The 25,965-nt window shown below is 70.0% G+C and carries 23 protein-coding genes; 9 read left to right on the top strand and 14 right to left on the bottom strand.

Going from position 1 to position 25,965, the window contains the following annotated elements; all coding sequences use genetic code 11:
- The first annotated feature begins 16 nt into the window (after window positions 1-16).
- From ACFQGL_RS05085 to ACFQGL_RS05065, 5 genes are all read left to right on the top strand, one after another.
- Window positions 17-1,039, top strand: coding sequence for a glycosyltransferase family 4 protein (locus tag ACFQGL_RS05085; RefSeq protein ID WP_377506117.1), 1,023 nt, complete (start codon window positions 17-19; stop codon window positions 1,037-1,039).
- Window positions 1,036-2,178, top strand: a complete 1,143-nt coding sequence (locus ACFQGL_RS05080; RefSeq protein WP_377506114.1) for a glycosyltransferase family 4 protein — start codon at window positions 1,036-1,038, stop codon at window positions 2,176-2,178. The genes ACFQGL_RS05085 and ACFQGL_RS05080 overlap by 4 nt, the downstream gene beginning before the upstream one ends.
- The gene (locus ACFQGL_RS05075) at window positions 2,175-2,813 is read left to right on the top strand and encodes a hypothetical protein (protein WP_377506111.1); all 639 of its coding nucleotides are present in this window, start codon (window positions 2,175-2,177) and stop codon (window positions 2,811-2,813) included. The genes ACFQGL_RS05080 and ACFQGL_RS05075 overlap by 4 nt, the downstream gene beginning before the upstream one ends.
- Before the next feature lie 28 nt (window positions 2,814-2,841).
- Complete coding sequence (locus ACFQGL_RS05070) at window positions 2,842-4,158, top strand: MFS transporter (RefSeq protein ID WP_377506108.1); 1,317 nt, start codon at window positions 2,842-2,844, stop codon at window positions 4,156-4,158.
- 68 nt (window positions 4,159-4,226) lie between these two features.
- Complete coding sequence (locus tag ACFQGL_RS05065; protein ID WP_377506105.1) at window positions 4,227-4,727, top strand: deaminase; 501 nt, start codon at window positions 4,227-4,229, stop codon at window positions 4,725-4,727.
- Window positions 4,728-4,824: 97 nt separating this feature from the next.
- On the opposite strand, the gene ACFQGL_RS05060 is transcribed toward ACFQGL_RS05065, so the two are convergent.
- Genes ACFQGL_RS05060 through ACFQGL_RS05040 form a run of 5 tightly spaced genes read right to left on the bottom strand, consistent with a single transcriptional unit; the run spans window position 4,825 to window position 9,919 of the window.
- Window positions 4,825-5,787 (bottom strand): carbohydrate ABC transporter permease, encoded by a 963-nt coding sequence (locus ACFQGL_RS05060; protein ID WP_377506102.1) that lies wholly within the window; start codon window positions 5,785-5,787, stop codon window positions 4,825-4,827.
- Between the two features lie 12 nt (window positions 5,788-5,799).
- Window positions 5,800-6,741, bottom strand: a complete 942-nt coding sequence (locus ACFQGL_RS05055) for a carbohydrate ABC transporter permease (RefSeq protein WP_377506099.1) — start codon at window positions 6,739-6,741, stop codon at window positions 5,800-5,802.
- A 32-nt stretch (window positions 6,742-6,773) separates the two neighbouring features.
- The gene (ngcE, locus tag ACFQGL_RS05050; RefSeq protein WP_377506096.1) at window positions 6,774-8,186 is read right to left on the bottom strand and encodes an N-acetylglucosamine/diacetylchitobiose ABC transporter substrate-binding protein; all 1,413 of its coding nucleotides are present in this window, start codon (window positions 8,184-8,186) and stop codon (window positions 6,774-6,776) included.
- 24 nt (window positions 8,187-8,210) lie between these two features.
- On the bottom strand, window positions 8,211-8,960 hold the full coding sequence (locus ACFQGL_RS05045; protein ID WP_377506093.1) for a sugar isomerase domain-containing protein: 750 nt from the start codon (window positions 8,958-8,960) through the stop codon (window positions 8,211-8,213).
- The gene (locus ACFQGL_RS05040; protein ID WP_377506090.1) at window positions 8,957-9,919 is read right to left on the bottom strand and encodes a MurR/RpiR family transcriptional regulator; all 963 of its coding nucleotides are present in this window, start codon (window positions 9,917-9,919) and stop codon (window positions 8,957-8,959) included. Before ACFQGL_RS05040 ends, ACFQGL_RS05045 begins: the two co-directional genes overlap by 4 nt.
- 205 nt (window positions 9,920-10,124) lie before the next feature.
- On the opposite strand from ACFQGL_RS05040, the gene ACFQGL_RS05035 reads away from it, so the two are divergent.
- Window positions 10,125-11,114 (top strand): N-acetylglucosamine kinase, encoded by a 990-nt coding sequence (locus tag ACFQGL_RS05035; RefSeq protein ID WP_377506087.1) that lies wholly within the window; start codon window positions 10,125-10,127, stop codon window positions 11,112-11,114.
- Between the two features lie 273 nt (window positions 11,115-11,387).
- Here the strand turns inward: ACFQGL_RS05035 and ACFQGL_RS05030 are convergent, their stop codons facing one another.
- From ACFQGL_RS05030 to ACFQGL_RS05005, 6 genes are all read right to left on the bottom strand, one after another.
- On the bottom strand, window positions 11,388-11,765 hold the full coding sequence (locus tag ACFQGL_RS05030; protein ID WP_377506084.1) for a glyoxalase superfamily protein: 378 nt from the start codon (window positions 11,763-11,765) through the stop codon (window positions 11,388-11,390).
- Between the two features lie 45 nt (window positions 11,766-11,810).
- On the bottom strand, window positions 11,811-12,710 hold the full coding sequence (locus ACFQGL_RS05025) for a carbohydrate ABC transporter permease (RefSeq protein ID WP_377506081.1): 900 nt from the start codon (window positions 12,708-12,710) through the stop codon (window positions 11,811-11,813).
- Window positions 12,707-13,615, bottom strand: coding sequence for a carbohydrate ABC transporter permease (locus tag ACFQGL_RS05020; protein ID WP_377506078.1), 909 nt, complete (start codon window positions 13,613-13,615; stop codon window positions 12,707-12,709). Before ACFQGL_RS05020 ends, ACFQGL_RS05025 begins: the two co-directional genes overlap by 4 nt.
- Before the next feature lie 65 nt (window positions 13,616-13,680).
- Window positions 13,681-15,096, bottom strand: a complete 1,416-nt coding sequence (gene ngcE, locus ACFQGL_RS05015; protein ID WP_377506075.1) for an N-acetylglucosamine/diacetylchitobiose ABC transporter substrate-binding protein — start codon at window positions 15,094-15,096, stop codon at window positions 13,681-13,683.
- 172 nt (window positions 15,097-15,268) lie between these two features.
- Window positions 15,269-16,756: a CoA-acylating methylmalonate-semialdehyde dehydrogenase gene (locus tag ACFQGL_RS05010; protein WP_377506072.1), complete on the bottom strand. Its 1,488-nt coding sequence runs from the start codon at window positions 16,754-16,756 to the stop codon at window positions 15,269-15,271.
- Window positions 16,753-18,051: an aspartate aminotransferase family protein gene (locus ACFQGL_RS05005; RefSeq protein WP_377506069.1), complete on the bottom strand. Its 1,299-nt coding sequence runs from the start codon at window positions 18,049-18,051 to the stop codon at window positions 16,753-16,755. The genes ACFQGL_RS05010 and ACFQGL_RS05005 overlap by 4 nt, the downstream gene beginning before the upstream one ends.
- Window positions 18,052-18,186: 135 nt before the next feature.
- Between ACFQGL_RS05005 and ACFQGL_RS05000 the strand changes: the two genes are divergently transcribed.
- A complete protein-coding gene (locus ACFQGL_RS05000; protein WP_377506066.1) occupies window positions 18,187-19,155 on the top strand; it encodes a hypothetical protein in 969 nt (322 codons plus the stop codon).
- Window positions 19,156-19,169: 14 nt separating this feature from the next.
- Here ACFQGL_RS05000 and ACFQGL_RS04995 read toward each other — a convergent pair whose 3' ends face one another.
- The gene (locus ACFQGL_RS04995; protein ID WP_377506063.1) at window positions 19,170-19,955 is read right to left on the bottom strand and encodes a 2OG-Fe(II) oxygenase; all 786 of its coding nucleotides are present in this window, start codon (window positions 19,953-19,955) and stop codon (window positions 19,170-19,172) included.
- Between the two features lie 57 nt (window positions 19,956-20,012).
- On the bottom strand, window positions 20,013-22,211 hold the full coding sequence (locus ACFQGL_RS04990) for a tetratricopeptide repeat protein (RefSeq protein ID WP_377506060.1): 2,199 nt from the start codon (window positions 22,209-22,211) through the stop codon (window positions 20,013-20,015).
- Window positions 22,212-22,570: 359 nt separating this feature from the next.
- On the opposite strand from ACFQGL_RS04990, the gene ACFQGL_RS04985 reads away from it, so the two are divergent.
- Window positions 22,571-23,143, top strand: a complete 573-nt coding sequence (locus ACFQGL_RS04985) for a hypothetical protein (protein WP_377506057.1) — start codon at window positions 22,571-22,573, stop codon at window positions 23,141-23,143.
- A 12-nt stretch (window positions 23,144-23,155) separates the two neighbouring features.
- Here ACFQGL_RS04985 and murD read toward each other — a convergent pair whose 3' ends face one another.
- The gene (murD, locus tag ACFQGL_RS04980; protein ID WP_377506054.1) at window positions 23,156-24,502 is read right to left on the bottom strand and encodes a UDP-N-acetylmuramoyl-L-alanine--D-glutamate ligase; all 1,347 of its coding nucleotides are present in this window, start codon (window positions 24,500-24,502) and stop codon (window positions 23,156-23,158) included.
- A 91-nt stretch (window positions 24,503-24,593) separates the two neighbouring features.
- On the opposite strand from murD, the gene ACFQGL_RS04975 reads away from it, so the two are divergent.
- On the top strand, window positions 24,594-25,943 hold the full coding sequence (locus ACFQGL_RS04975) for a MurL-like N-terminal domain-containing (RefSeq protein WP_377506051.1): 1,350 nt from the start codon (window positions 24,594-24,596) through the stop codon (window positions 25,941-25,943).
- Window positions 25,944-25,965 lie beyond the last annotated feature (22 nt).

The raw sequence follows: 25,965 nt of genomic DNA, 5'->3' as shown, positions 1-25,965 counted from the left end.
CGCACAGGTGTCAACGTTGTTCGAACCGGTGCCACCGCCACGCTACGGCGGGGTGGAGCGGGTCGTCGGCATCCTGACCGACGAGCTGGTCGCCCAGGGCCACGAGGTCACGCTGCACGCGAGTGGCGACTCCGACACCAAGGCCGAACTCGTCGCGGCCTGCCCGACGTCGCTGCGTCTGGCCGAGACGGGCCCGTTCCGCGACTTCACCGTCGCGATCTACATGAAGATGATGATGGACATCGTCCATCGCATCGACGAGTACGACGTCATCCACTTCCACACCGGCTTCTTCCACCTCCCGACGTTCCATCCGCACCGGCACAAGTCGGTCACCACGGTCCACATGCCGATGAGCCTCGATCCCTCGGTGATGCCCGTCATGAACGCCTTCCGCGAGATGCCCTACATCGGCATCTCCGCCGACCAGACGAGCCACGCACCGCTCATGAACTGGCGGGGCGTCGTGCACCACGGGCTGCCGCGTACCACCTACTCGGAGGCTGCTGGCGGCGACTACCTGTTGTTCGTCGGCCGGATCGCGCCCAGCAAGCGACCGGACCGGGCCATCGAGATCGCCCGCCGGTCGGGCCTGAAGCTCAAGATTGCCGCCAAGGTCGACGCGGTGTTCCGTGACTATTTCGAGGAGACCGTCGAGCCGCACATCGACGGCACCAACGTCGAGTTCCTGGGCGAGGTGTCCGATCAGGACAAGCAGGAGCTGTACGGCGGAGCACGGACACTGCTCTTCCCGATTGACTGGAACGAGCCGTTCGGCCTCGTGCTCATCGAGGCCATGGCCTGTGGCACGCCGGTTGTCGCCTGGAACATGGGTTCGGTACCCGAGATCATCGAAGACGGCGTCACCGGTTTCACGGTCGACGGCATCGACCGGGCCGTCGAGGCCGTGCAGTCCACCGCCGACCTGGACCGGCACCGCATCCGTGAGGTGTTCGACCGCCGCTTCACCGCCGAGCGGATGGCGGCGGAATACGTTCGCCAGTACGGCGAACTGCTGGCCGGTGAGGTCGGTTCATGACGGTGACCCACGTGCACTGGGCGGCCCTTCCGACGATGGGCGGCATCGAGACTCACCTGGAGTCACTGGTCGCGGCGCTCCGGTCCAGCGGCCAGGAGGTGGACTACCGCGCCGGGACGCGGAACGCCCGGTCCGCGGTCTTCCACCCCTGCCTTGAGCCAGGCGGCAGTTGCTCGGCCACCGACCTACAGGATCTGGTCGACCTCATCGCGTCGACCGACGTCCTACACCTGCACAATCCCCAGTGGCACCGCCCGGACGTGACGGACCAGGTCATCGACCGGCTTGCCGCTGGCGGCTGGAGCGGCACGTGCGTCCTGGACGTCCACAACCTCGCGGAGCGGGGCACGGACACCGTTGCCCTGCGTCGGTGGTCGGGACTGGGCGCGCACATCGTCGCGCACTCCGAGTTCGTGGCGAGCGAACTGCGTACCGAAGTGCCGGGAGCAACCGTCACCACGCTGCCGTTGGCGCTTCCGGAGCAGCCACCGCAGGATGCCGGCCCGGCGTACCCCCGCTCTCCTCGGCCGACCGTCCTCCAACCGACGCGGCTGTCCTCCTGGAAGGGCAGCGACGTGTCCCTCACCGCGGTCGTCGAACTGCTGGAAGGAGGCGCGGACCTCGACTTCGTCCAGGCCGGCTCGCAGAACCCGCTGTGGGATCCGAACATCGGTGACGATCTGATGCGTCGCGTCCAGCCCTGGCGTGAGCGTGGTCGGGTGCGGTTCGTCCACTACGAGCCGCCGCTCAGTTGGACGGCGATCCGCTCGGCCGACCTGATCCTGCATCCGACGACCGGAACGGGCGCCCGGGGCGAGCCGTACTCGATGTCCGTCGCCCAGGCGATCCTCGCCGACAAGCCGGTCGTCGTGACACGCTCGGGCAACCTTCCCACGCTGGTCGCCGGCTACCCCGCGGCACGCGTCGTACCTCCCGGCGACGTGGCTGCCCTTCGGGACACGATCGCGGAGTACCTCGGCGGGGTCTGGCCCACGAGGGACGCAACCACGTCACCGGCGAGGACGACGCTGGCCCGGTTCCACGGCTCGGCCGTACGCCGGCATCTCGACCTGTACGCCAGCCTCGCCCGAGCGGGAGCCGAAGCCGGAGCCGGTGCGGCGATGGAGGTGCGAGGGTGAGACCGATCCCCGGCACGGACGCCCAGCCCGTCGTGGCCAGCCTTCCCGCCGACCTGCTCCCGCACGGGCTGCCGATGTTCGGCGTCACGCTGACGGTTGCCGCGCTCCACGCCGAGTTGCAGGTCTTCGGTGTGCTCGGCTCGCGGTCGGTGCCACGACTTGTCCTGCACGACGTGCTGGTCCATCCCGAGCAGTTCGACGACCTGGCGGTGCCGGCCGGCACCGTGGCGCTGCTGCAGACCCACGGTCGGTGCTGGTTATTGTGTCCGCAGCGGAGCGCCGAGCCCGGCGAGGGCGGCCGAGTCATGGACGTACGACAGGTTGACGGAGAGGCCCATTTCGAGGTCAGCCTGGTGCGGGTCGGGCCGGACGGGGATCAGATCCGGTTGCTCGACCGACACGGGACGCTGTTGTCGAAGCACGAGCTTCGCGGCTTCCGCGCCGACGACCAGGAGGTCGTCGTTCTGATCGGCGTCGCCCTCGCGACCCAGTTCGACGACGAGGCGCTGTCGGCCGTCCTGGCCCGGCCCTATCCGGGAGTCACCTCTTTGATCCGCCAGCCGCGTCCGTTCCCACGGTTGTTCCCGTCCGACCGGGTGGGCTCCGACGGGCAGGTCTCCGAGGTCTGGGCATGAGACAACCGATCCACACCGGGAGCGCCGAATGATTCGCGGGAACCGCGCGTACCAGATCTTCCTGGTCGCCACTCTGCTGTCGTTCATCGGCAGCACGATCCACGTGGTGGCGGCCTCCTGGTTGATCCTCCAGCTGACCGGTGCGGCCTACTCCGTACCGCTGCTGCTGTTGTTCTCTGCTGTCCCCGGCGTGTTGCTCGCCCCGATCGTGGGCTCCGTCGTCGATCGATTCGACTCGCGCCGACTCCTCGTCGGCGTCGACGTGGTGTCCGCCGCCGCCGTCTTCTCCATCCCCCTCATCTCGGCTGCGCATCTGCTCGCGCCCTGGCACCTCTACGTCGTCGAGTCGGTGTTGGCCGTGTGCGGGCAGTTCTACGGCTCGGCCTCGCGGGTGTTCGTACGGCGGCTGGCGAGCGACAAGGACCTGCTGCGGGCGAACGCCACCACGACTCTCGTCTACCAGATCGGCATCGCCGTCGGTGCGCTCGTGGGAGGTCTGGTGGTGGCCGCCAGCGGGCCACAGACCGGGCTCGTGGTCAACGGCGCGTCATTCCTGATCTCGGCGATCGGGATGATGGTGATCCGCCGTACGAGACGGCAGCAGGAGGTTGCGGCGAGCACGGCGGCGCCAAGCAGCCCGCCCGGCACCTGGGCGGGCTTCGCACGCACGATCCGTCTCATCACGAGCAGCAGTCGAATCTGGCAACTGACACTGCTCTACGTGGGACTGCAGGCCATGCATCGTCTGCTGTCCTCGTTGCTCGCGCCCTTCGTCAGTTCCACGGGCAACGGTGCGGGCACGCAGGGTGGGTTGCAGATGGTCTACAGCTTGGGCTCGATCGTCGCGGGCACTCTGATACCGACCATCTGGAAGCGCTTCGGCTCGGTGCCGATCTTGATCTGCGGCGCGATCGGTGTGCCGGCGCTCGCGGTCGCCTTCTCGGTGGCTCGGGTCCAGACCGGCAGTCTGCTCCTGTACGGACTCCTCGGGCTCGCGGTGAGCGCATGGATCTACCACCTAACGGCGGCCCAACTGCTCGTGCCCGACGACCAGCAGGGCACCTACTTCGCCACCACCGGCTCGCTGGTCTCGCTCGCCGGCATCGCCGTGTTCGGTGCGAGCACGCTGCTCCTGCACGTCGTCACCCCGGCCACCGCGTACCGGATCGGGGCCGTCGCGTTGCTCGTCAGCGCCGTGCCGATGGTCCTCGCGCTGCGGCGGAGGTCGGCTCCCGAGCCCACCGACCAGGAACCCGGCGGCGCGACGAGTGACTCGGATCCCGATCAGGAGGACCATCCTGGCGGGAGTGGCTCTCGTCATCCGGTCAGGAACAACGCGGCCTGATCGCCTCCCCGCAACACCTCGACGGGCTCAATCGGCAAGATCACCCATCAAGTGCCGGAGTGACGCTCATGAACTCTCGACCGAACGTGCCGCCCGCCGCGGCCGCTCAGGACCGGCGGCTACTCAGCGCAGCGATCGAACTATCCCGACGGTCGCCACGAGGGCCGGACCGCTACGCCGTCGGCGCCATCGTCGTCGACCCGGTCGGCATCGTGCTGGCCACCGGCTACACCGGTGAGAACGACCCACGCCATCACGCCGAGGAGGCCGCTCTGGCCAAGCTTGCGGATCGGCGCGGGACCGTGCTGGATTCCGCGACCCTCTACAGCTCTCTGGAACCCTGCACCACCCGCGCCTCGCGGCCGAAAACCTGCACCGAGCTGATTCTCGACGCCGGCATCAGACGGGTGGTCTTCGCGCTGCGCGAACCGCTGCACTTCGCCGACTGCCACGGCACGGAGCTCCTGCGACAGGGAAACGTGGACGTCCTGGAGATCGACGAGCTGGGGCGCTTTGTCGGCGAGATCAATGCCCACATCCTCGGTCCCGCCCCGAAACGGCCGTCCTGACCCGTCCTTGCGCTGCCACAGGAAAGAGTGGCCACCTCTCGTGCAGTGGCCACTCTTTCTCCCGGCTGCGCAGACCGCGGAGGTCTGGAGGGTGGGTCTACTTGCCGACTCCGGCGGCCAGGCCGGACTGCACCTGGCGCTGGAAGACGATATAGACGATGAGCACCGGGAGCATCGCCATGGTGACTCCGGCGAAGAGACCGGACCAGTCGGACTTGTAGCCCTGGTTGACCGAGAGCTCGATCAGCCCCTGGGAGATCACCGAGTTCTTCGGCTCACCACCCACCGACTGCATCAGCAGGGTCGGCAGGTACCACTGGTTCCACTGGCCGAGCACGTTGAAGATCCCGATGCTGATCAGACCCGGCTTGGACATCGGCAACATCACGCTGAAGAAGAGCCTGCTGTGCGAGGCGCCGTCGACCATCGCGGCCTCGGCGATGGAGTTCGGCAGCGTCCGGAAGAACGAGTGCATGAAGAAGATCGTGAACGACAGCGACCACGCGACGTAGACGACGATCAGCATCAGGTGCTTGTTCGGGCCCAGCAGCGGGAACACGACGCCCATGTTGTAGACGCCCTTGAAGAGCGGCACCGCGGCGAGGTAGATCGGCAGCGTCAGCCCGGTCAGGAACATGTAGTAGATGAGCCGGTTGCCCGGGAACTCGTACCGGGCCAGGACGTACGCGGCCATCGAGCCGAGGAGCATGGTCAAGAAGACGCTGCCGACCAGCACCAGGATGGTGTTCAGGAAGAACGCGCCGAGGTGACCCGCTCCCCAGGCGCGGGTGAAGTTGTCCCAGTGCAGCGTGTCGGGGATCAGGGACAGCGGCTCCCGGATCACCTCCGAGTCGCTCTTCAGCGCGGACATCACCACCCACAGCAGCGGGTAGATCACCATCACGGCCCACACCAGCAGGAACAGGTGCGAGAAGCCGTTGAAGATCCGGGAGCCGATCCCGGCGCCCCGGGACTCCGACCGGCGGCCCGGCGCGGGTGGAGTGGGTGGTTCCTGGTCGGGCCGGGTGAGATCACCCGACGCGTGTGTCGCCGTGCTCATCGTCCAGCCTCCTCAGTACTCGATACGCTCACGGCGGGTGATCCTCAACTGCGCCGCGGCCAACAGGATGGTGAAGATCGCCAGCGCCACACCCATCGCGCAGGCGTAGCCGAACTGGCCCTTCTGGAACGCGGTGAAGTTGAGCACCGACGCGAAGATCTCACTGGCGTGGTTCGGTCCGCCCGCGCTGGGCGTCATGACGAACACCAGCGCGTACATGTCCAACGCGATGAAGCCCAGGTAGACCCAGGCCACCGAGACGGTGTCCCGCAGCAGCGGCAGCGTGATCCGGAAGAACGTGTGGAACCGGCCGGCCCCGTCCAGCAGCGCGGCCTCGTAGATGTCCCTCGGGATGGACTGCATCGCCGCGGAGAAGAGCACCATGTAGAAGCCGGCGCCGCTCCAGACCGCGATCAGCAGCAGCCACCACAGCACCGCCGGTACGCCGAGGAAGGGCTCCGGATCGGCGGTGAAGGCGATCGGGTTCTCCGGGTCACCCAACCCGATCTTGATCAGCAGCCCGTTGATCAGACCCTGGCCGTCGGACCGGTAGATCTGCTGCCACATGACGGCGATGACCACCAGCGACAGCACCTGCGGGAAGAAAAAGATGATCTTGTAGATCGAGGAGCCGAAGACTCCCCGGATGCCGGCCCTGTCCTCGCGTCCGCCCACGTTGAGCAGGAACGCGAGGAACAGGGCCAACGCGATGGTGAACAGCGGCACGGTGATCAGGAAGAAGACGTTGTGCCAGAACGCCTTCCTGATCAGCTCGTCGGAGAGCAGCCGGACGTAATTGTCCAGACCGACGAAGTTCTGGGTATCCGAGTACCCACCCCAGTCGGTCAGCGAGTATCCCGCCGCCTGCACGAACGGCCACACCACGTAGAAGAGGTACAGCGCAACCGGCAAGGCCAGGAAACCCGTGACGAAACGCGCAACACCGTGCCGCATGGTCACTCACTTCTCTAACTGATCGGGGCCTGTCAGGCGGTGCGGGTCTGCTTCTTGACCGAGGAGTCCTTGGCGACCTTGTCCGCGGCCGCCTGCATCTTGTCGACGAACTGCTGCGCGGTGAGCCGTCCGGCCATCAGCTCCTCGGACAGGTTCTGGCTCTCCTTGTCCAGGTCGGCGTAGTAGTCCGGGAACTTGAACGAGATCAGGTCCTGGCTGCCGCTCTTCATCAGCGTGTTCGCCGACGCCAGCGCGGAATCCTGCACGTTGTCACCGGAGCCCTTGGTGGAGGCCAGCGACTTGGTCAGCTCGGCGAACTTGGCCGAGCCGGCCTTGGACAGGATCGCCCGCAGGAACTCCTTCGCGGCCGCCTTGTTCGGCGCCTTGCTCGGCACCACGAAACCCTCGCCGGAGGAGGCGTACACATCCTTGGCCGCCTTGTCGCCCGACTTGGTCCAGTAGTCCGACACGGTCAGCTCGAAGCCCGGCGGGATGGTGGCGGCCATCTCGTTCTTCAGCCAGGTGCCGACCTGGATGAAGGCTGCCTTGCCGTCGAGCCAGGCCTGCTGGGACTGGGTGTGGTCGAGCTTGCCCGGCAGGAGCAGCCGGTCCTTGACCAGCTTCTCCCACGGCTCCAGCGCCGCGACGATGCCGTCGGCCTTCCAGGCGTTTTCCTTCAGGTTGTCGATGTCGATGACGGGCTGCTTGCCGACGGCCTTCCAGATGCTGGCGAAGAACGCCCAGCGGGGGTAGTAGCCGTGGGCCGCGTCGTGCACGTACGGCGCGATGCCCTTGGCCTTGATCTTCGGCGCCAGGGCGAAGAACTCGTCCCAGGTGCTCGGCGCCGTCCAGCCCTCCCGCTTGAACAGGGCGTTGTTGTACCAGTTGCCCCAGACGGTGTAGGCGACGTTGACGACGTAGTACTTGCCGTTCTGGGTGCCGTCGGTGACGGTGCCGGGCAGCAGCGAGTCGGCCACCGTGCCCTCGCCGTCCCACGCGGGGGCGGTGAGCAGGTCGTCGAGCGGCTCGATCGCACCCTCGTTGATCAGCGTGCTGCGGTCCATGATGTCCGCACCCGAGTTCATCACCAGGTCGCTCGGCTGGGTGGACATCTTCGGCTGTTCTTCGGTCTTGATCTTCTGGGTGGAGCTCATGTTGACCGTGATGTTCGCGTGCTTGGCGTTGAAGAGGGCCTTGTCCTCCTTGGCCCACTGGTCGCCGAGGCCGCCGTTGAAGACGACCACCTTGACCGCGCTGCCGTCCTTGACGCCGAACGGGTTGTCCTTGCTCTTCGCGGTACCGGAGTCGTCGGACTTCTCCGGGTCACTGCCGGCGCAGGCGCTCAGCAGGCCGACGGCCGGGGTGACCAGCAGGCCAGCCGCCGCCGCGCGCTGCAACAGGGTCCGGCGGCTCAGGTCGCCGAGGTTCTCGGGGGTAACCGACATCTCTGACTCTCCTTGTGTGTCGGGTCAGGCGGTACGCCGGAGACGCCCGGCATACCGCGACTCGAGGGCGATGTTGTGCTCGTCCCCGCCGGGGACGTTGGCGGAGAGGTAGATAGGGGGTACCTCTCCGGCCTGATGGAACCGTCGTACGACCTCCGCGGTCAGCAGCTGCGCCAGCAGCGCCGTGGTGACCGAGGAGACCGCACAGACCGCGCCGCCGCCCTCGAGCGGCAGCAGTGCGTCGCCGTACGGCGCGCCGTTGTCCAGCACGACGTCGGCGAGGTCGGCGAGCCGCTGACCGGACGGGTGCCGAGGAGCGACCCGTGCGGTGTGCTCGACCGAGGTGACCGCGATCAACGGGTGACCACGCTCGGTGACCAGCGCCGCCAGCTCGACCACCGAGCCGTTGATGCCGGACTGGGACGCCACCACGAACACGTCCCGCGGCTGGGGTGCCGCGAGCGCGTAGATCTGGTGGGCGATGGAGGGATCGCGTTCCAGCTTGGGGTCGGCGAGCACGCCACGCGGGGCGTCGCCGTGCAGCACCAGGTCACGCACCGAGAGCCGGTTGGTGGGGACCAGCCCGCCGGCCCGGGCGACCAGTTCGCCGGCGAACGCCTCGGAGTGCCCGGCGCCGAACGCCTGGAGTACGCCGCCGGCGCGCAGGCTGTCGGCGATCAGGTCGGCGGCCCGGGTGATGCCGTCGGCCTCGGAGTCGAGCAGCCGGTCGAGCACCGGGCGGACCGCGTCCGCGTACCCCTGGGCGCTGATCATGAGAGGGCTCCCTTCGCGGCCTTGTGCCCGTCGACGGCCTGCGCGGTACGCCGGAAGGCCGCGTGCGCGCGGTCGTGGGTGCGCTGGGCGACGGCGATGTAGAGCAGGTCGAGCACCACCAGTTGGGGATGGCGGGCCGAGAGCGCGTCCGGCCGGAAGGTGGTCGCCTGGCTGGCGGTCACCAGCACGATGTCCGCCAGCTCGGCCAGCGGCGAGCGGGGGAAGCCGGTGAGCGCGACCGTGGTGGCGCCCCGGCTGCCGCCCTCGGCGAGCATCTCGATCGTCTCCCGGGTCTGGCCGGTGTGCGAGATGCCCAGTGCGACGTCACCGGCGCGCAGCAGCGCGGCGCTGGCCAGGCCCTCGTGCACGTCGTTCCAGGCCCACGCGGCCACCCCGATGCGGTGCAGGCTGAACTGCATCTCCTCGCCGACGAGGGCGCTGCCGCTGGCACCGAAGATGTTCACCCGGCTGGCGCCGGCGATCGCCACCGCGGCCCGCTCCACCTCGGCGAGGTCGAGCAGTGCGGCAGTGTCGTGCATGGCCCGGGTGTCGGCGGCCATGATCTGGTCGAGCACCCGAGCCAGCGGGTCGCTCGGCTGGATCTCGCGTCCGATGTCGACGGTCCAGCCGGCCGAGCGGGCCCGGCCGGTCTCGGCCGCGATGCCCAGCCGCAGGTCCGCGTACCCCTCGAAGCCCATCGCCCGGCAGAAGCGGGTGATGGTCGCCGGTGAGGTGCCGCTGCGCTCGGCCAACTCGACGATGGTGGACCGGGCGGCGGCCTCCGGGTCGCTCAGCACGTGCTCGGCGACCCGGCGCAGCGCACCGGTCAGCTCGCCGAGCCCGCCGCGGACGCGCGCCAGCACCCCCTCGGAGGCGGACCCGAGCGCGCCCCGCCGGTCGAACGACTCGGCGTCGACCACCGCGGTCCCCGCGGCGGTGTCCACCTCGTGATCAACCATGGGACGCCTGGCCTTTCCGAAAAGACTGTTAACTGTTAGTGGTAAAAGTTCTTACTGAACGCCCCTCCGTGTCAAGACTGTGGGCGAAGTTTTCAAACTGTTACCTGGCGCACAGCCCGCCGCGCCCGCGAGATCTTGCCCAATGCAACCGCGCCGACCAGCATGAACAGGCCCGCGACCACGCACCGCAAGGAGGCTCGTGCCGATGTCCGACAGCGTCGTGATCGGTCTCGACATCGGCGGTACGTCCACCCGGGCGACCGCCCTGACACTGACCGGTGAACGCCTCGGCACCGGCCGCGCCGGCGGTGGCAACCCCACCAGCCACGGCGCCGAGCGGGCCGCGACCGAGTTGCTGACCGCTCTGCGCGGGGCGCTCGTCGGCGTCGACCCGACCCGGGTGGCGGCCGGCACCATCGGGCTCGCCGGGGCGGCCCGGCTGCTCGCCGACCCAGCCGGACGGGCCGCCTTCGACCACGCCTGGCACGACGCCGGCCTGCGCTGCCCGTACACCGTCCACGGCGACGCCCTGGTCGCCTACGCCTCCGGCACCGCCGACCCGGACGGGACGGTGCTCATCGCCGGCACCGGAGCGATCACCGCGCAGGTCCGCGACCTGCGGCTGGACCGGATCGCCGACGGCCACGGCTGGCTGCTCGGCGACGCCGGGTCGGGTTTCTGGCTGGGCCGCGAGTCGGTCCGCCGGCTCCTCGCCGACCTGGACGCCGGCCACGCCCTCGGCCCGCTGGCCACGGCGGTGCTGACCGACCTGACGGGCAGCGCCGAGATCGCGGCCCGCCCCCGGGACACCGTGGACGCGACGATCCAGGTGGTGACCCGTCGGCCGCCGATCGAACTGGCGCGACTCGCGCCGCTGGTCGTCACCGCCGCCGCCGGAGGTGAACCGGTCGCGCAGGCGCTGATCGCCGAGGCCGCCGCGCACCTGGCCGACAGCGTGGGCCGGATCCGACCGCCCGACGCGGTGACGCCCGTCGTACTCGGTGGCGGGCTGCTCACCGCGGACACCCCGCTGGCTGCCGCTGTTCGGGCCGAGGTGGGCCGGCACTGGCCGCAGGCTCCCCTGCGTACCGCCGGTGACGGGGCCGCCGCTGCAGCCTGGCTCGCCGCGCGCGACCTGCCCGAGGTGACCGACCCGGCCGCGCTGCACGCCAGGATCTTCCCCACCAACCCCTGACCACCGCCCAAGCGCCGCCACCACCAGGCGCCGCCACGCCCGCCGCACCCGCCGCGCCCGCCGCGCCCGCCGCGCCCGCCGCGCCCGCCGCATGATCGCGCTCGATCCAGGATGCAGTGCCTTCCGCCGCCGGGAAGGGCACTCTTTCCTGGATCGAGCGCGATCACCGCGCCGCACTCGGCGCAGGGGGCTCTCGGCGCAGCGAGGACCCCCGCGAGGGGGCCGACACCCGCGAGCGGCGTGAGATCGGAATCGGTCAGTGTTGTGGCCGACTCAGATGCTGGTCTCCTGTAGGACGATGCCGTTGCCGTCCGGGTCGTCGAAGGTGACGTACCGACCCCAGGGGGCGACGTGGACATCGCCGTCGGGGAGGGCGACTCCCCGCTCCCGCAGCCGGACGACGTCGGCGTCCAGGTCGTCGGTCTCCAGCACCAGGCCCTTGAGCGACCCGGGCGGCATGCTGGGAAACCAGGTGACCAGCGTGAGCGCGGTGGCGGCGCCGCTCGGCGCGACCTGCACCCAGCGTCCGCCGTCGGGGCCCATCGGGTTGTCCCGGACCAGCTCGAACCCGAGCACGTCGACGTAGAAGTCGCGGGCCCGGTCCTGGTCGGCGACGGGTACGGAGAGTAGCTGTACGTGGGTCACGGTCATACCGCCAACGATAGGCGGGAGATGTCCCACTGCCCCGGGCAGACGCTACTTGAGCTGGCCTGCGGTGAGCCCGGCCTGCACCTGTCGCTGAAAGAGCATGTAGACGACGAGCACCGGCAGCACCGCGATGCTCAGCCCGGCGAAGAGCCGAGCGTAGTCGCCGGCGTAGCCCTGACTGACCGACAGGTCGAACAGGCCCTGGGCGAGCATCCACTTGGACTTGTCGCCCTGCAACAACACCTGCGGTAACAGGAACTGGTTCCAGTGGGTCAGGAAGTTGAAGATCGCCACGCTGATCATTCCCGGACGCGCCATCGGCAGCATCACCCGGAAGAAGAGCCGGAAGTGACCGCAGCCGTCGACCATCGCCGCCTCCGCCACCGAGGTCGGCAGGGTTCGGAAGAAGGCGGTCAGGAAGAACACCGTGAACGGCAACGAGTAGGCCGCGTACACCAGGATCAGCCCGGCCCAGTCGTTGTAGAGGCCGACCTTGCGGACCACGAAGAAGAGCGGCACCAGGGCGAGGAACACCGGGAACATCAGCCCGCCGACGAACAGGTAGTAGACGAACTGCTTGCCGCGGAACTCGTACCGGGCGAAGACGTACGCGGCGGTGGAGCCCATCAGCATGGTGAGACTGACCGAGCCGGCCACCACCACGAGGCTGTTGAGGAAGTACCGGCCGAGGTGGGCTCCGGTCCAGGCCCGCGTCCAGTTGTCCAGGTGCAGCGCCCCGGGCAGCCCCCACGGGTCGGCCAGGATCTCGCCGTTGGTCTTGAACGAGCTGATGAACATCCACACCAGCGGCAGGACGGTGAGCAGGCCCCAGATCAGCAGGAAACCGTGCGAGAAGGCGTTCGCCACGCCGCGGTCCGGACGCAGCTGCGCGTCCCGGCCGGCGGCCGGCGCCGGCACGGTGGGGGTGGTCCGATCCAGTGTGGTCACGAGTATTCGATCCGATCTCGCCGGCCGACCCGCAGCGACAGCACCGCCACCGAGAGGGTCAGGAAGAACATCACCACGCCGATCGCCGAGGCGTAGCCGAACTTGGTCTCAGTGCCGAAGGCGGTGTCGTACATCCGTACGCCGATCACGTCGGTGGAGAAGTTCGGCCCACCGTTGGTCATCAGCTGCACCAGGACGAACCCGTCCAGGGCGAAGATGGCCAGGTAGACCCAGGCGACCTGGACGGTGTCCCAGAGCAGCGGCAGGGTGACCCGGCGCAGCGTGGTGAAGCGCGACGCGCCGTCCAGCAGCACCGCCTCGTAGATCTCCTTCGGCACGGCCGACATCGCCGCCCCGAACAACACGACGTAGAAGCCGACGTTGCTCCACACCATCACGGCCAGCACGCACCAGAACGCGGTGGCCGGGTCGCCGAGCCAGGTCGGCGCGGAAAGGCCGACGGTGTGCAGCGCGGCGCTGAGCAGCCCCTGGCTCGGGTGGTAGACCTCCTTCCAGAGCAGCGCGATGATCACCACGGAGAGCACCTGCGGGAAGAAGTAGACGGTGCGGTAGAGCGCGCCGCCGCGTACCCCGGTCACCCCCGCGCGGCCCTTGCGCCCGCCCATGGCGAGCATGGTGGCGAAGAACAGCCCGAGCACGATGGTCAGCACCGGCACCAGCGCCAGCAGGATCACGTTGTTCTTCAACGCGTTCCAGACGTAGTCGTCGTGCCACAGGGTCTTGAAGTTCGCCAGCCCGACCGGGTTGGCCTCGGCCGAGTAGCCGAGCCAGTCGGTGGTGGAGATCTGGAACGCCTGCAGGTACGGCGACACGACGAAGACAACGTAGAGCAGGACCGGCGGCACCGTGAAGGTGACGATCAACGGCCACTTGCCATGTCTCACGATGAGGACCTTTCCGGGGTACGGCCGGTGGGGGCGGGACGAACCCGCTCCCACCGGCCGGGCTGTCAGGCCGCTCGCTTGTACTTCTTGATCGAGCTGTCCTGGGCGATCGAGTCGGCGCCCTTCTGGCACTGCTCAAGGAACTCCGCCGGGCCGATCCGGCCGCTGAAGAACTCGCCGCACGCTGCGTCGACGAGGTTGCGCTCCAGCTTGCGGTAGTAGTTGTTGTAGACCCAGTTGAAGCCGTTGGCGCCGGACGCGTCGAGCGCCTTGACCACGGTGTTCAGCCCGTACGGCAGCTCGACGCCGTCGCTGGCCCCGGCCACCACGGTGAGGCTGGCGACCTTCTTGGTGAAGTCCTGGGCGCCCTTCTTGGAGAGCATGGTCCGGAAGTACTCCAGGCCGCCGGCGACGTTGCGGGCCTTGGCGGGCACCATGAACGGCTCACCGGCGGTGCCCCGGATCGCCTCGAACGGCAGCTTGTCGCCGCTGCCCAGGCTCGGGGTGGGCGCGATGGTCATGTTGAACCCGGCCGGGGTGACGTCCTTCTGCTCGCTCTCCAGCCAGGAGCCGCAGGAGATGAACGCGGCCTTGCCCTGGCACCAGGCGGTCTGCGACTGCTTGTGGTCCAGGCCGGGCGAGCCCTCCAGGATGAACTTGTCCTTGACGATCTGGTGCCACGCGTCGGCGGCGGCCTTCATCGAGTCGGACTTCCAGGCGTTCGGCTCCAGGTTGTCGAGCGCGAGAGCCACCGACGGGCCACCGAGCTTGATCGCCGTGGCGATCAGCGGCCAGCTCATGTAGCGCGGGTGCAGGCCGGCGTACGTCCAGGGCGCGATGCCGGCTGCCTTGATCTGCCTGCAGAGCGCGATGTGCTCGTCCCAGGTCTTGGCGTACTCCCACTGACGCTCGGTGAACAGCTTGTTGGAGTACCAGATGCCGTACGCGGTGTAGGTGTAGTTGAGCACCAGGAACTTGCCGTCGTACGAGCCGATCTCGACCGCGCCGGGCAGCAGGGTGTCCTTGACCGTCTTGCCGGGGATGTCGAGGCTCGGGGCGGCGAGCAGTTCGCCGAGGTCGGCGAGGGCGTTCTGGCTGACCAGGCCGTTGAAGTCGATCTGGCCGGTGCCGGAGTTGTTGACCACGTCGGGCGGGGTGCCGTCGACGAAGCGCGGCTGGAGGGTCTTGCTGATCTCCTGGGTGGAGGAGTGCTTGATCTTCGCCTTCGGGTACTTCTCGGTGTACATGGCCTCGTGGGCCTTGGCGTACTCCTCACCGAACCCGCCGCCGAAGATCACCACCTCGAGCGGAGCGTCCTCCTTGACGCCGAGCGGGTTCTGCTCGCTCTTGGTGCCCTTGTAGGTGGTGGTCTCGCCCTGGTCGTCGCCGCCGCCGGTGACGCAGCCGGCCAGCAGGCCGGCCGCAGGGGTGGCCAGCAGGCCGGCGGTGGCGCTGCGACGCAGGATGTCACGCCTGTTCATGGTGTCTCCTCGGGTCGGGTCGGGCGGACCGCCGGCATGGGGGAAAGGCGTCCGTCGCGCGAGGCACGTTCACGTTTATTCTCTTCAGTTCACATGATGTTGCTGAAGAATTTCTACGTCACCGGCGCGCGGACTTCAACCCCTGGCGGTCCACCCGTTACCCACCCGCACCTCAGGTCTGGGTCGGGAAGCCCAGGTTCACCCCGCCGTGCCGAGGATCCAGCCACCGACTCGTGACGACCTTGCCCCGCGTGAAGAACCGCACGCCGTCCTCACCGTGCGCGTGCAGGTCGCCGAAGAGCGACGATTTCCAGCCGCCGAACGAGTGGTACGCCATCGGCACCGGGATCGGCACGTTGATCCCGACCATGCCCACCTGGACCTCGTGCTGGTACCGCCGCGCCGCGCCACCGTCGTTGGTGAAGATCGCCGTGCCGTTGCCGTACGGGCTGGCGTTGACCAACTCGACCGCCTCGTCGTACGAGCCGACCCGGACCACGCTGAGCACCGGACCGAAGATCTCGTCGGTGTAGATCGACATCTGCGGGGTCACCCGGTCGAACAGCGTCGGGCCCAGCCAGAAGCCGTCCGGGTCACCGTCCGGCGTCACGTCCCGACCATCCACCACCGGCATCGCGCCGGCCGCCACGCCGGCATCCACGTAGGACCGCACTTTCGCGGCGTGCGCGGCCGTCACCAGCGGACCCATGTCACAACCCCGCCGGCCGTCGCCGGTGCGCAGCCCGGCCATCCGTGCGGCGATCCGCTCGACGAGCGCGTCCGCGACCGGCTCCACGGCCACCAGCACCGAGATGGCCATGCACCGCTCCCCCGCCGAGCCGAACCCGGCGTTGACCGCCGCGTCGGCGGCCAGGTCCAGGTCGGCGTCGGGGAGGACCACCATGTGGTTCTTCGCACCGCCGAGGGCCTGGACCCGCTTACCGGCGGCGGTGCCGCGCTGGTAGACGTACCGGGCGATCGGGGTGGAGCCGACGAACGACACGGCCCGCACCTCCGGGTGGTCCAGCAACGCGTCGACGGCCACCTTGTCCCCGTTGACCACGTTGAGCACCCCGTCCGGCAGGCCCGCCTCGGCGAACCACTCGGCCAGCAGCAGCGCCGCGCTCGGGTCCTTCTCGCTGGGCTTGAGCACCACCGCGTTGCCGCAGGCCACCGCGACCGGCACGAACCACAGCGGCACCATCACCGGGAAGTTGAACGGCGAGATCACCGCGACCACCCCGAGCGGCTGCCGGATGGTGTACGAGTCGACCTCGGTGGACACGTTCTCGCTGAACGCGCCGCGCAGTGCCGAGGCGAGGCCGCAGGCGTACTCGATCACCTCCAGGCCGCGCTGCACCTCGCCGGCGGCGTCGGCGAGCACCTTGCCGTGCTCGGCGGTGATCACCTCGGCCAGCCGGTCCCGACGGCTGTGCACCAACTCCCGAAAGGCGAACAGCACCCCCGATCGCCTCGCCAGCGACGCGTCCCGCCAGGCGCGGGCCGCGCGGGCGGCGGCCTGCACGGCGACGTCCACGTCCGCGGTGCAGGCCAGCTCCACCTCGGCGGTACGCCGACCGGTCGCCGGGTCGAACACGTCGCCGCGGCGCTCCGACGTGCCGCCGACCCGCTTACCGTCGACGAAGTGGCCGATGCTCATGCCTCCTCCCCCGTCACCGACCGGATCGCGTCGACGAGGATCGCCAGGCCCTCGCGGGCCTCCTCCTCGGTCAGCGTCAACGGTGGACCCATCCGCAGCACGTTGCCGTACAGGCCGCCCTTGCCGGTCAGAAGGCCACCGTCCCGAGCTGCCTCGAAGACCCGGTTGGTCAGCGCCGGGTCGGGCTCGTTGGTGCCCGGCCGGACGAACTCGACGCCGAGCATCAGCCCCTTTCCGCGTACCTCGGCGACGCAGTCGAGACCGCCCACGGCGGACCGCAAGCCGTCGGCGAGGATCGCGCCGACGCGGGCCGCGTTCGCCTGGAGGTCGTGCTCGACGAGGTAGTCGAGCACCGCGTTGCCGGCCGCCGTGGAGACCGGGTTGCCGCCGAAGGTGGAGAAGCTGATCGCCGGTACCGACTCCAGCACCTCGGCCCGGCCGACCACCCCGGCCAGCGCGAACCCGTTGCCGATGCCCTTGGCGAAGGTGAGCAGGTCGGGGACGATCCCGTGCGCCTGGTAGCCCCAGAAGTGCTCCCCGGTACGCCCCCAACCGGTCTGCACCTCGTCGGCGATGAACAGGATGCCGGTCTCGTCGAGGACCTTCTTCCAACCGGCGAAGAGCCCGTCCGGCGGGTGCACGAAGCCACCCACGCCCTGGATCGGCTCGGCGATCAACGCGGCCACGTCACCGGTGGTCTGCGTCGCCAACACCTCGCGCAGGTCCTCCACCGCCGCGTCGACCTGCTCGTCGGGGCCGAGCCGGGCGAGCAGACCGCGGACCCGGTCGGCCGAGTGCAGCCAGGCCACCTGCAACGGGTTGAGCCCGCTGGCCGACCAGTTGCGGTTGCCGGTCACACCCATCGCCGCGTACGACCGGCCGTGGTAGCTGTTGCGTACGGCCAGTACCTGGTGCGAGCGGCGGTAGTTGGTGGCCACCAGCAGGGCCGCCTCGTTCGCCTCGGTGCCGGAGTTGGTGAAGAAGACGCGGGCGTCCGGGATGCCGGACCGCTGGGCGATCTTCTCGGCCAGCTCCACCTGCTGCCGGATCAGATAGAGCGTCGAGCTGTGCACGATGCCGGTGGCGAGCTGACGCTCGACCGCCTCCCGGATCTCCGGGATGTCGTACCCGATCATGTTGGTCAGCACGCCGCCGAAGAAGTCCAGGTAGCTGCGGCCCTGAGCGTCGGTGACCCGACGGCCCGACCCGGCGACCAGCTCGATCGGCTCGGCGTAGTACAGCGGCATCCAGGACGGGAGCACGGCCCGGTGTCGGGCCAGCAGGTCGTCGGTCATCGGGGCAACCTCTCAGCGGCGTTCGTGGATACCGCACGCTCCCACCGCCGACCGGCATGGACAACTGCCACTGTGTAGTGCAGGACGCGCCGGCTCCTGACAATGCGTCAGCTCCCCGCCGGGTACGATCCGCTGGTGCCTGAGCTGCCCGTACCGCTGCCCACCGCGGCCCCGGGCGAGCAGGCCGCCGACCTCGCCGAATGGGTCTGCGCGGACCCGATGCGCCGACTGGTCGCCCTCTTCGGTGGCACGTGGCCGGCCGGCGACCTCGCCGACGTGCTCCAGTTCCTGGACGAGTTCTCCGCCCGGCACTGGGACTTCCGGGGCGGCCGAGAACGACCCGAGGCCCGGGAGCCGGACCTCGACCCGGACACCGCCGCGCTGGTGCTCGCCGCCGCGCACGCGCTCGGCCTGGTCCGCCCGGTGGCGCCGGACCGGGCCGCGTACGCCCATCTGGTGGTGCTCGGCGGCCTCGCGCACGCCTGTGTACGCCGCGTCGCGTACGCCGCACACCTGCTGCGCGCCGGCTTGCGGGTGAGCGGCGAGGTGGCCGTGCTGGGCAGCTTCCGGCCGTTGTCCGACTGGGAACGGCGGACGCTGGCCGAGGCGCACCTGCCGGACGCCGACACCGAAGTCGACGTCCTCGACGCCGCCGTACGGCAGGTGTTCGGGGTGACCGCCCCGGCTCAGCAGGACGGCCTCGACGCGGGCCACCCGCACCACTCCTGGTCGTCGCGGACCTACCGCCCGGCCGGTCTGCCGCCGGTACGCGTGCTCGCCGCGCCGTCCAGTGAGCCGGATCGGCGTCGCGCGCACACCGCCGACACGCAGCGGTTCTGGGCCGGGCACGCCCAGCTCGCCCCGGGCGATGCGGTGCTGCTGGTCACCGCACCGATCTACGTGCCGTTCCAGCACTGCGACGCGCTGCGCACCCTGGCCGTGCCGTACGGCTGCGGGATCGACACCGTCGGCGTCGACCCGGCGGTCGCCGACCTGGCGGCGCTCCCCGAGCAGACGCTCACCCCGGGCCGCTACCTCCAGGAGATCCGCTCCGCGATCCGCTCGATGCGCGCCCTGCACACCACCCTGACCCGCCCGGCGTGACCCTTCGCGTGGCCCTACGCGAAGACGAGCAGCGGGTCCGCCTCCGTACGAACACCGACGAAGCAGGCCGCCGAGGTACGGCAGCCTGCCCGCACCTCGCGAACGCCGTGCATCCGACCCGCCTCGAACATCACCAGATCACCCTTGCCGGGCAGCACGGTGTCCACCGGCGGACCGACCCGCTCCGGCTCGATGCCGTAGTCGAACGGGTCGGCCTTGAGCGCCACGAACTCCTCCTCCGACAGGCTTCCCCAGAAGTCGATCTCGCCACCCGCGCCGGGCTCCGGCACCTCCAGATAGATGTTCACCCCCAGACGCCGGTGCAGCCGGTAGGTGTCCAGCAGCGGGATCTGCCGGCGGTCGATGTGCGGACGGCCCCGACCACCGGGGGTCATCCGACGCAGTACGCCGGGCAGCATCATCCGGCCGTCATGCCGCCCGACGGTCGCCCCGTACGGCCACATCTCGTCCAGGTCGAGGCGGATCAGGTCGGTGGGTGACTGCTGCCCGGCGAACACGTCGTGGCGGATCAGCCGGGTGGTGTCGGCGGAGGTGTCCAGATAGCGCTGGACGATCTCGCCGCCGTTCGCCACCTCGCCCATCGACGTGCCGACGCTGGTGAACTCCTTGGTGAGCAGGAAGTTGGCGTCGTCGACGGCGCGGACCACCCGGGGCAACGCGGCGTCGCACTGCTCCGGCGGGTAGTACTCGCGGTGCCAGATCACGTCGATCTCGCCGATCGCCAACTCCCGCAACGACTCGGCGGTCAGTCGGTCCCGGCGACGTAGTTGATCACTCACGTAAGCTCCTCGTCAGGCTGGCTGCGGATCCGGAGCGGGACCTCGACGTCCCGACCGTCACTCGCCACGTAGCTTCCTGAGGTCGGTCTCGGCCCGGACCGTGTCGGCGTGGTCGTCGCCGAGAATCCGCCGCCGGTCCTCGACCACCCCGACCAGCACCTTCTCCGCCTCGACGGTGGCACCGGTGGCGATGAGACATTCCGCCAGGGTGTGCCGGGCCGCGATCATGGCGACGTGCTGCACCTGCCGCTTGGCGCTGTCCGTCGAGAGGATCTCGCGAAGGTCGGCGAGGGCCTCCTCGGCCTCGCCCTGGCGCAGTCGACACAGGTCCAGGGTGTGCCGGACCGTCAGGGTCTCGAAGTGGTCTGGTGCCCAGTGCCGCAGCCGGATCTCCAGGATCTCGGCCAGCTCGGTGTGTGCCTCGTCGTACCGTCCCTGGTAGACGATCGCACGGGCCAGGCTGTGCCGCGCGGTCATGGTGTCCCGGTCCTCGGGGCCGCGTACCCGGTACTCGGCCTGGACGATGTCCCGCAGTTCGTCCTCGGCGTCGCGCCACCGACCCTGTTCCAGGATGGTCCGGGCCAGCTTGTGCCGGCTGGCAAGGGTGTTGCGGTGCTCCCGTCCGAGCAGCGCCTCCCGGGCCGGGATGATGGCGCGGAGCTCGGTCTCGGCCCAGCTCAGGTGGCCCTGCTCCAGCGCCGCCCGGGAGCGTTCGTGGCGGAGGCTCAGTGCCGGCCGGTCGTCCAGGTCGACGCCGATGCGACGGCATCCGGCCAGGCAGAGATCCAGGAAGATCTCCGCCTGCCCGGGCAGGCCGACGGCCAGGATGTAGCGGGCGATGAGCCGGGCCAGGTCGAGCGCCACGTCCAGCAGGTCGGGCCGGGCCCGGGGCAGGTCGCCACTGTCGAGGAAATCCAGCACCGCGCCCATCGTGGGTGGTGCCAGCACGTGCCAGCTCGCCCACTTGTCCGGCTCGTCGGGGTCGAACTCCTCCTCGCGGGGACGGTCCGGATCGCGCAGCCGAAGCGCGTCCAGCAGGTCGAGCACCAACTCGTGGTACGCGGCCCGACCAGCCACCACGTCGGGCAGGTCGCGGATCAGCTCACGTACCAACGGGTGCAGGGTGACCACGTAGGCGACCGAGGACTGGGCCGGCAGCGACTCGATCGTCCCGAGATCGACCAACGCGAAGTCCGCCAACGACCGCAGGACGTCCCGCAGGCGATCCTCGCCGATCTCGCCGACCAGCGGCGAGGCCGACAACCGGACCGGGTCGAGCAGCACGGCGTAGGGAATCGGTGCGTCGCCGAGGCAGGCCAGCAGACGGAGCACCGGCCGGGCCTGGTCGAGCCCGCGCCCGGCGAGCAGGTCCAGTGACATCTCCCAGGACTGCACCACCGGACGGACGGCCCGGTCGAAACCGCTGGAGCCGTTTCGCCGGGTGCCGGTGCCGGTCCGCCGGTCCAGCGCCTCCCGGTAGTCGTCGTAGGTGCGGATCGAGGACCGGGTGGTGCCGACCGGGATGCGGTTGGCCTCTGCCAGGTAGGTGCCGGCACCGCGCAGCGCCAGCGGGTGCCCCTTGAGCCGGGCCGCGAGCCCGGTCGCCTCAGCCAGCGTGCCGGGGGCCGTGCCGGCGAGGTCGACGAGGACCTGCGCGCCGTCCGCCGGCGACAACTTGTCCACCAGGTACATCGTGGACCATTCGCCCCAGGTGTCCCGCCTTCCGTCGCGCGTGGTGACCAGGACCAGCCCGTTGGCCGTACGCGGCTGACGGAGCCAGCCCGTGCCGTCGGCGACCTGCCCGTCGGCGGGTGCCAGCAACGTCGGCTCGTCCGCGTTGTCGAAGATCAGCAACCAGGGCCGGTGGGAGTTGTTCAACAGGTCCCAGACCAGTTCCACCGGGCTGCGGGCCTTGCCGGCCCAGGCGAGGTCGAGCTGGTTCTCCGGCGCCTGGAGCTGACCTGCGATCTCACGCATGCCGGCGCTGACCCGCGCGGAGTCCTTCGCCGAGATCCACCAGACCAGCCGGCCACGCTCCTCGAGCTGACGGGCCACCTCCTGGGCGGTGAGGCTCTTGCCACAGCCGCCCAGCCCCCAGAGGATCTGGGTGGCCTCCTCCGGAGCACGCGTGGTGCCAGTGGGCGGCTCGGCGGCCCGCAGAATCGTCTCGACCAGTTCGTCGCGCCCGCGCAGCGGCAGCCGGTTACGGCGGGGCGGGATGATCGAGAACCCGGTGGTCTGTGCCGGCGCGGTCATCGGCCCGGCTCCGTGCGGCTCGACTCCCTTCGGCGCGTACCCGGGCTGCCACGCCCCGGACGGCCCGTGCGGAGGCGGGCGGGCCGGGCCCGGTCGGGCCGGTGGAAGGTGGGGCGACGGTGAGTCATCTGGCCTCCCGGAGGGGCGTGACGGCAGGCTCCACGATGGTTGGTCCGGGCCGAGGGGGGCGGCCGATCGCGTGATCCGTTAACCCAACAGTACCCGCGTCAAGCTCTCTCAATCACGCTAGGAAGCCGGACCAACATGAAAGACGCAGTCCCGTGGACAGGACGGCCGATGGGAGTCGCTGAACGGTGGAGCCGAGGGCGGACTGGGGTACCACGACTACCGTTGGTCGCATGTCGATTGTGGAGGCCCTGACGATCATTCGGACCGGTTGGGGCATCGACTGGGGCTCTGTCCCGGACTGGTTCGGCGGGCTCGGCACTGTCGGCACGCTGCTCTTCGGCGTGCTCAGCCTGCGCCGTGAACTGCGGGCACGGCGACGCGAGGACCAGGCCGCGCAGGCCCGGCAAGCACGCCTCGTCTCCACCACCACCCGCACCGAGGGCAAGGGCGTCCTGCGCGTACGGGTCGCCAACGACAGCGACGGGCCGGTCTTCGACCTGGTGGCGACGCCGGTGGTGCACTCCGGCGACCCGGCTCCCGGCGGCCGACGCGTGCCGGAGGCCACGGTGACCGGCCCGGTCGACCGGCTCGACGGCGGGACCGCCGCGGAACTGTTCATCGCCGTCGACCGCAGCATCGACCTCACCGGGTACGCGTCGGCGACGGTGCAGCTGTGCTTCACCGACCAGCAGGGCAACCGGTGGCGGCGCGAGGGGACCGGCCAACCGGAGCCCGACCTCGGCGACGAGACGTCGCCGGCCCGCCGCTCCTGGCTCCGCCGACGGCGGTCAGGATCCCGCTGAACCGGCCCGAGTTCAGCCGGCGGTGTCGGCGACGGCCTCGGCGAAGACCTCGGACCGGTGCTCGAAGTTGCGGAACCGGCCGTAGCTGGGCGCGGCCGGGGACAGCAGCACCACCCCGCCGACCGGCGTCAACTCCCGGGACAGCCGCACCGCGTCCACCAGGTCGTCGACCAGTTCGGTACGCACCTTGGGCAGGCCGGAGAGCGCCTCGACGATCCGGGCACCGCTGTCCGGGATGCCGATGACGGTCAACTCCCGCTCCGCCAGGTGCTCGGCCAACGGGGTGTAGTCCAACCCCCGGTCGTTGCCCCCGACGATCACGGTCAACGGCCGCCCGTCGTACGCGTCGATGGCGTGCATGGCCGCGTACGGGCTGGTGGCCAGGGTGTCGTCGACGAAGGTCAACCCGGACGGGTCGACGATCTCGGTGAGCCGGTGGGCCAGCCCCTGGAACTCGGCGACCGCGACGGCGAGGCTGTCCTTGCTGGCCACCACGTCCACGCCGAGCGCGTCGAGCACGGCGAGGGCGACGCACAGGTTGCCCTCGTTGTGCCGGCCGACCAGGGGCAGCACGGCACGCGGAAAGAGCGGCTGGTCGCCGAGATGGAACCAGGGCGTGCCGTCCAGGCCGGTGGCGACGTGGGTGGTGTCGGGGTGACCCGCGCGTACCGCCGGCCGGTCGCCGAGCTCGGCGGCGAGCCGGGGATCGGCGCCGTTCACCACGATCGTCTCCGGGCCGTGGGCGAGCAGGTTCAGCTTGTCCCGGTAGTACTCCCGCTCCCCGCCGTGCGCGTCCAGGTGCTCGGGGAAGAGCGCGGTGACCACGGCCACCCGCGGCGAGTCGGTCAGGTCGCTGCACTGGTAGCTGGACAGCTCCAGCACGTACAGCTCCGCCTCGGGCAGGTCCAGCGTCGGTACGCCGATGTTGCCACCGAAGACGTTCGACCGGCCCATCGCGGTGAGCAGGTGACTGATCAGGCTGGACGTGGTGCTCTTGCCCTTGCTGCCGGTGACCCCGACGGCGCGCGCGGCGTGGTCGGCCATCCAGAGCGCGGTGCCCTGCGTGATGGTGACACCACGACGGCGCAGCTCGACCAGCCACGGGTGGGTCTGCGGCACGCCCGGCGAGCGGACCACCACGTCCGCGGCGGCCAGCCGCTCGAAGCCCGCCTCCCCGGTGACCAGCGGAGCCGCCTCGGCCAACGGGCCGTCCCACGGCAACGAGAGGAAGTTGGCGCTGTCGTCCACGGCGACCAGGTCGGCCGGGCCGTGCGCGGCGATCGCGGTCACCGCCGCCCGGCCCTCCCGGCCGGTACCCCAGACGGCGACGGTACGTCCGCGCAGGTCAGACAGGCGCACGGGGCTCTCCTCGGGGGTGTCGGCGGCGGTGGAACGGGCAGGGTCCGGCGCAGCCGGACACGGCCGGACGAACCAGGGCCTAGTATGGCGTGTGCCCAACGAGCAGCTCCGGCGGATGGACGCCTTCACCTTCCCGTCCTACTCGATCGACTTCGCCACCGGCGAGGTGTTGTTCGACTACGCCCTGACCGGTCCGGCCGGTGAGCAGCGGTTCACCGAGGTGATCACTCTCCCGCTGCCGGCGACCCCGCCGTCGGACGAGACGGTCGCCACACTCGGCCGGGTGCTGGAGGTGCTGCACCTGGTCGCCGGGGTCAGCTACTACAAGGCCGCCGCGCCGCCCCGGCTGGTGCTGCCGGCGCCGCTGGGCGCGGCCGCCGTCGACTACGTCACCGCCATCTACACCCAGGGCCTCGCGGAGTACGCGTACCGCAACCAACTGCCGTACGTGCTGGAACTGCGCCCGGAGGTGCCGGCCGGCTCACCGGAGTCGCCACGCGTGTACGACGATTCCGACCGTCGCCCGCTCTCCGCCGTCGGCGGCGGCAAGGACTCGATCGTCACCCTGGAGGCGCTGCGCCGGGCCGACCTGGACCCGGTGCCGTTCTCGGTCAACCCGAACCATGTGATCGTCTCGGTCAACGAGGCGTCCGGGTTGACCCCGCTGGCCGCCCGCCGGCGGATCGACCCGGTGCTGTTCGAGCTGAACGCGGCCGGCGCGCTGAACGGCCACATCCCGGTCACCGCGATCAACTCGCTGATCGCGGTGGCCACCGCGGTGCTGCACGGGCTCGGCCCGGTGGTGATGTCCAACGAGCGCTCGGCGTCCGACCCGAACCTGGTCTGGAACGGTCACGAGATCAACCACCAGTGGTCCAAGGGCGTCGAGGCCGAGGGTCTGCTGCGGGCGGCGCTCGCCGAGCACGCCGGCCTCACCGACCCGTACTTCTCGCTGCTGCGCTCGCTCTCCGAGCTGCACATCGCCCGGCTGTTCGCCGGGTTCACCCGGTACGACGACGTGGTGACCAGTTGCAACGCGGCCTTCAAGCTGCACGACGCGAGCGAGCGCTGGTGCCGCGACTGCCCGAAGTGCCGGTTCGTCTTCCTGGCCATGGCACCGTTCATGCCGCGGGAGCGCGTCACCCACATCTTCGGCGGTGACCTGCTGGCCGACCCGGAGCAGATCCCCGGCTATCGGGAGCTGCTGGGCGTGGACGGGCACAAGCCGTTCGAGTGCGTTGGCGAGGTCGAGGAGTCGGTGGTGGCGCTCGGCCTGCTCGCCGAACAGGACCAGTGGCGCGACGCCCCGGTCATCCAAGCCCTGGTCGAAGCCGTCCCAGCAACAGCCTGGTCCGCAGTAGCCACCTCCGACGTCTTCACCCCCGGCGGCCCCAACCACATCCCCCCCACCTACGCAAAAGCCCTAACCCCCCTCCTCTAGCTCCCCCTCCCCCTCCCCCTCC

The organism is Micromonospora vulcania (assembly GCF_042658605.1).
GTDB classification, from domain to species: domain Bacteria; phylum Actinomycetota; class Actinomycetes; order Mycobacteriales; family Micromonosporaceae; genus Micromonospora; species Micromonospora vulcania.
Note: the sequence above shows the minus strand (reverse complement) of the source record. Positions and strands in the feature narration are given on the sequence as shown.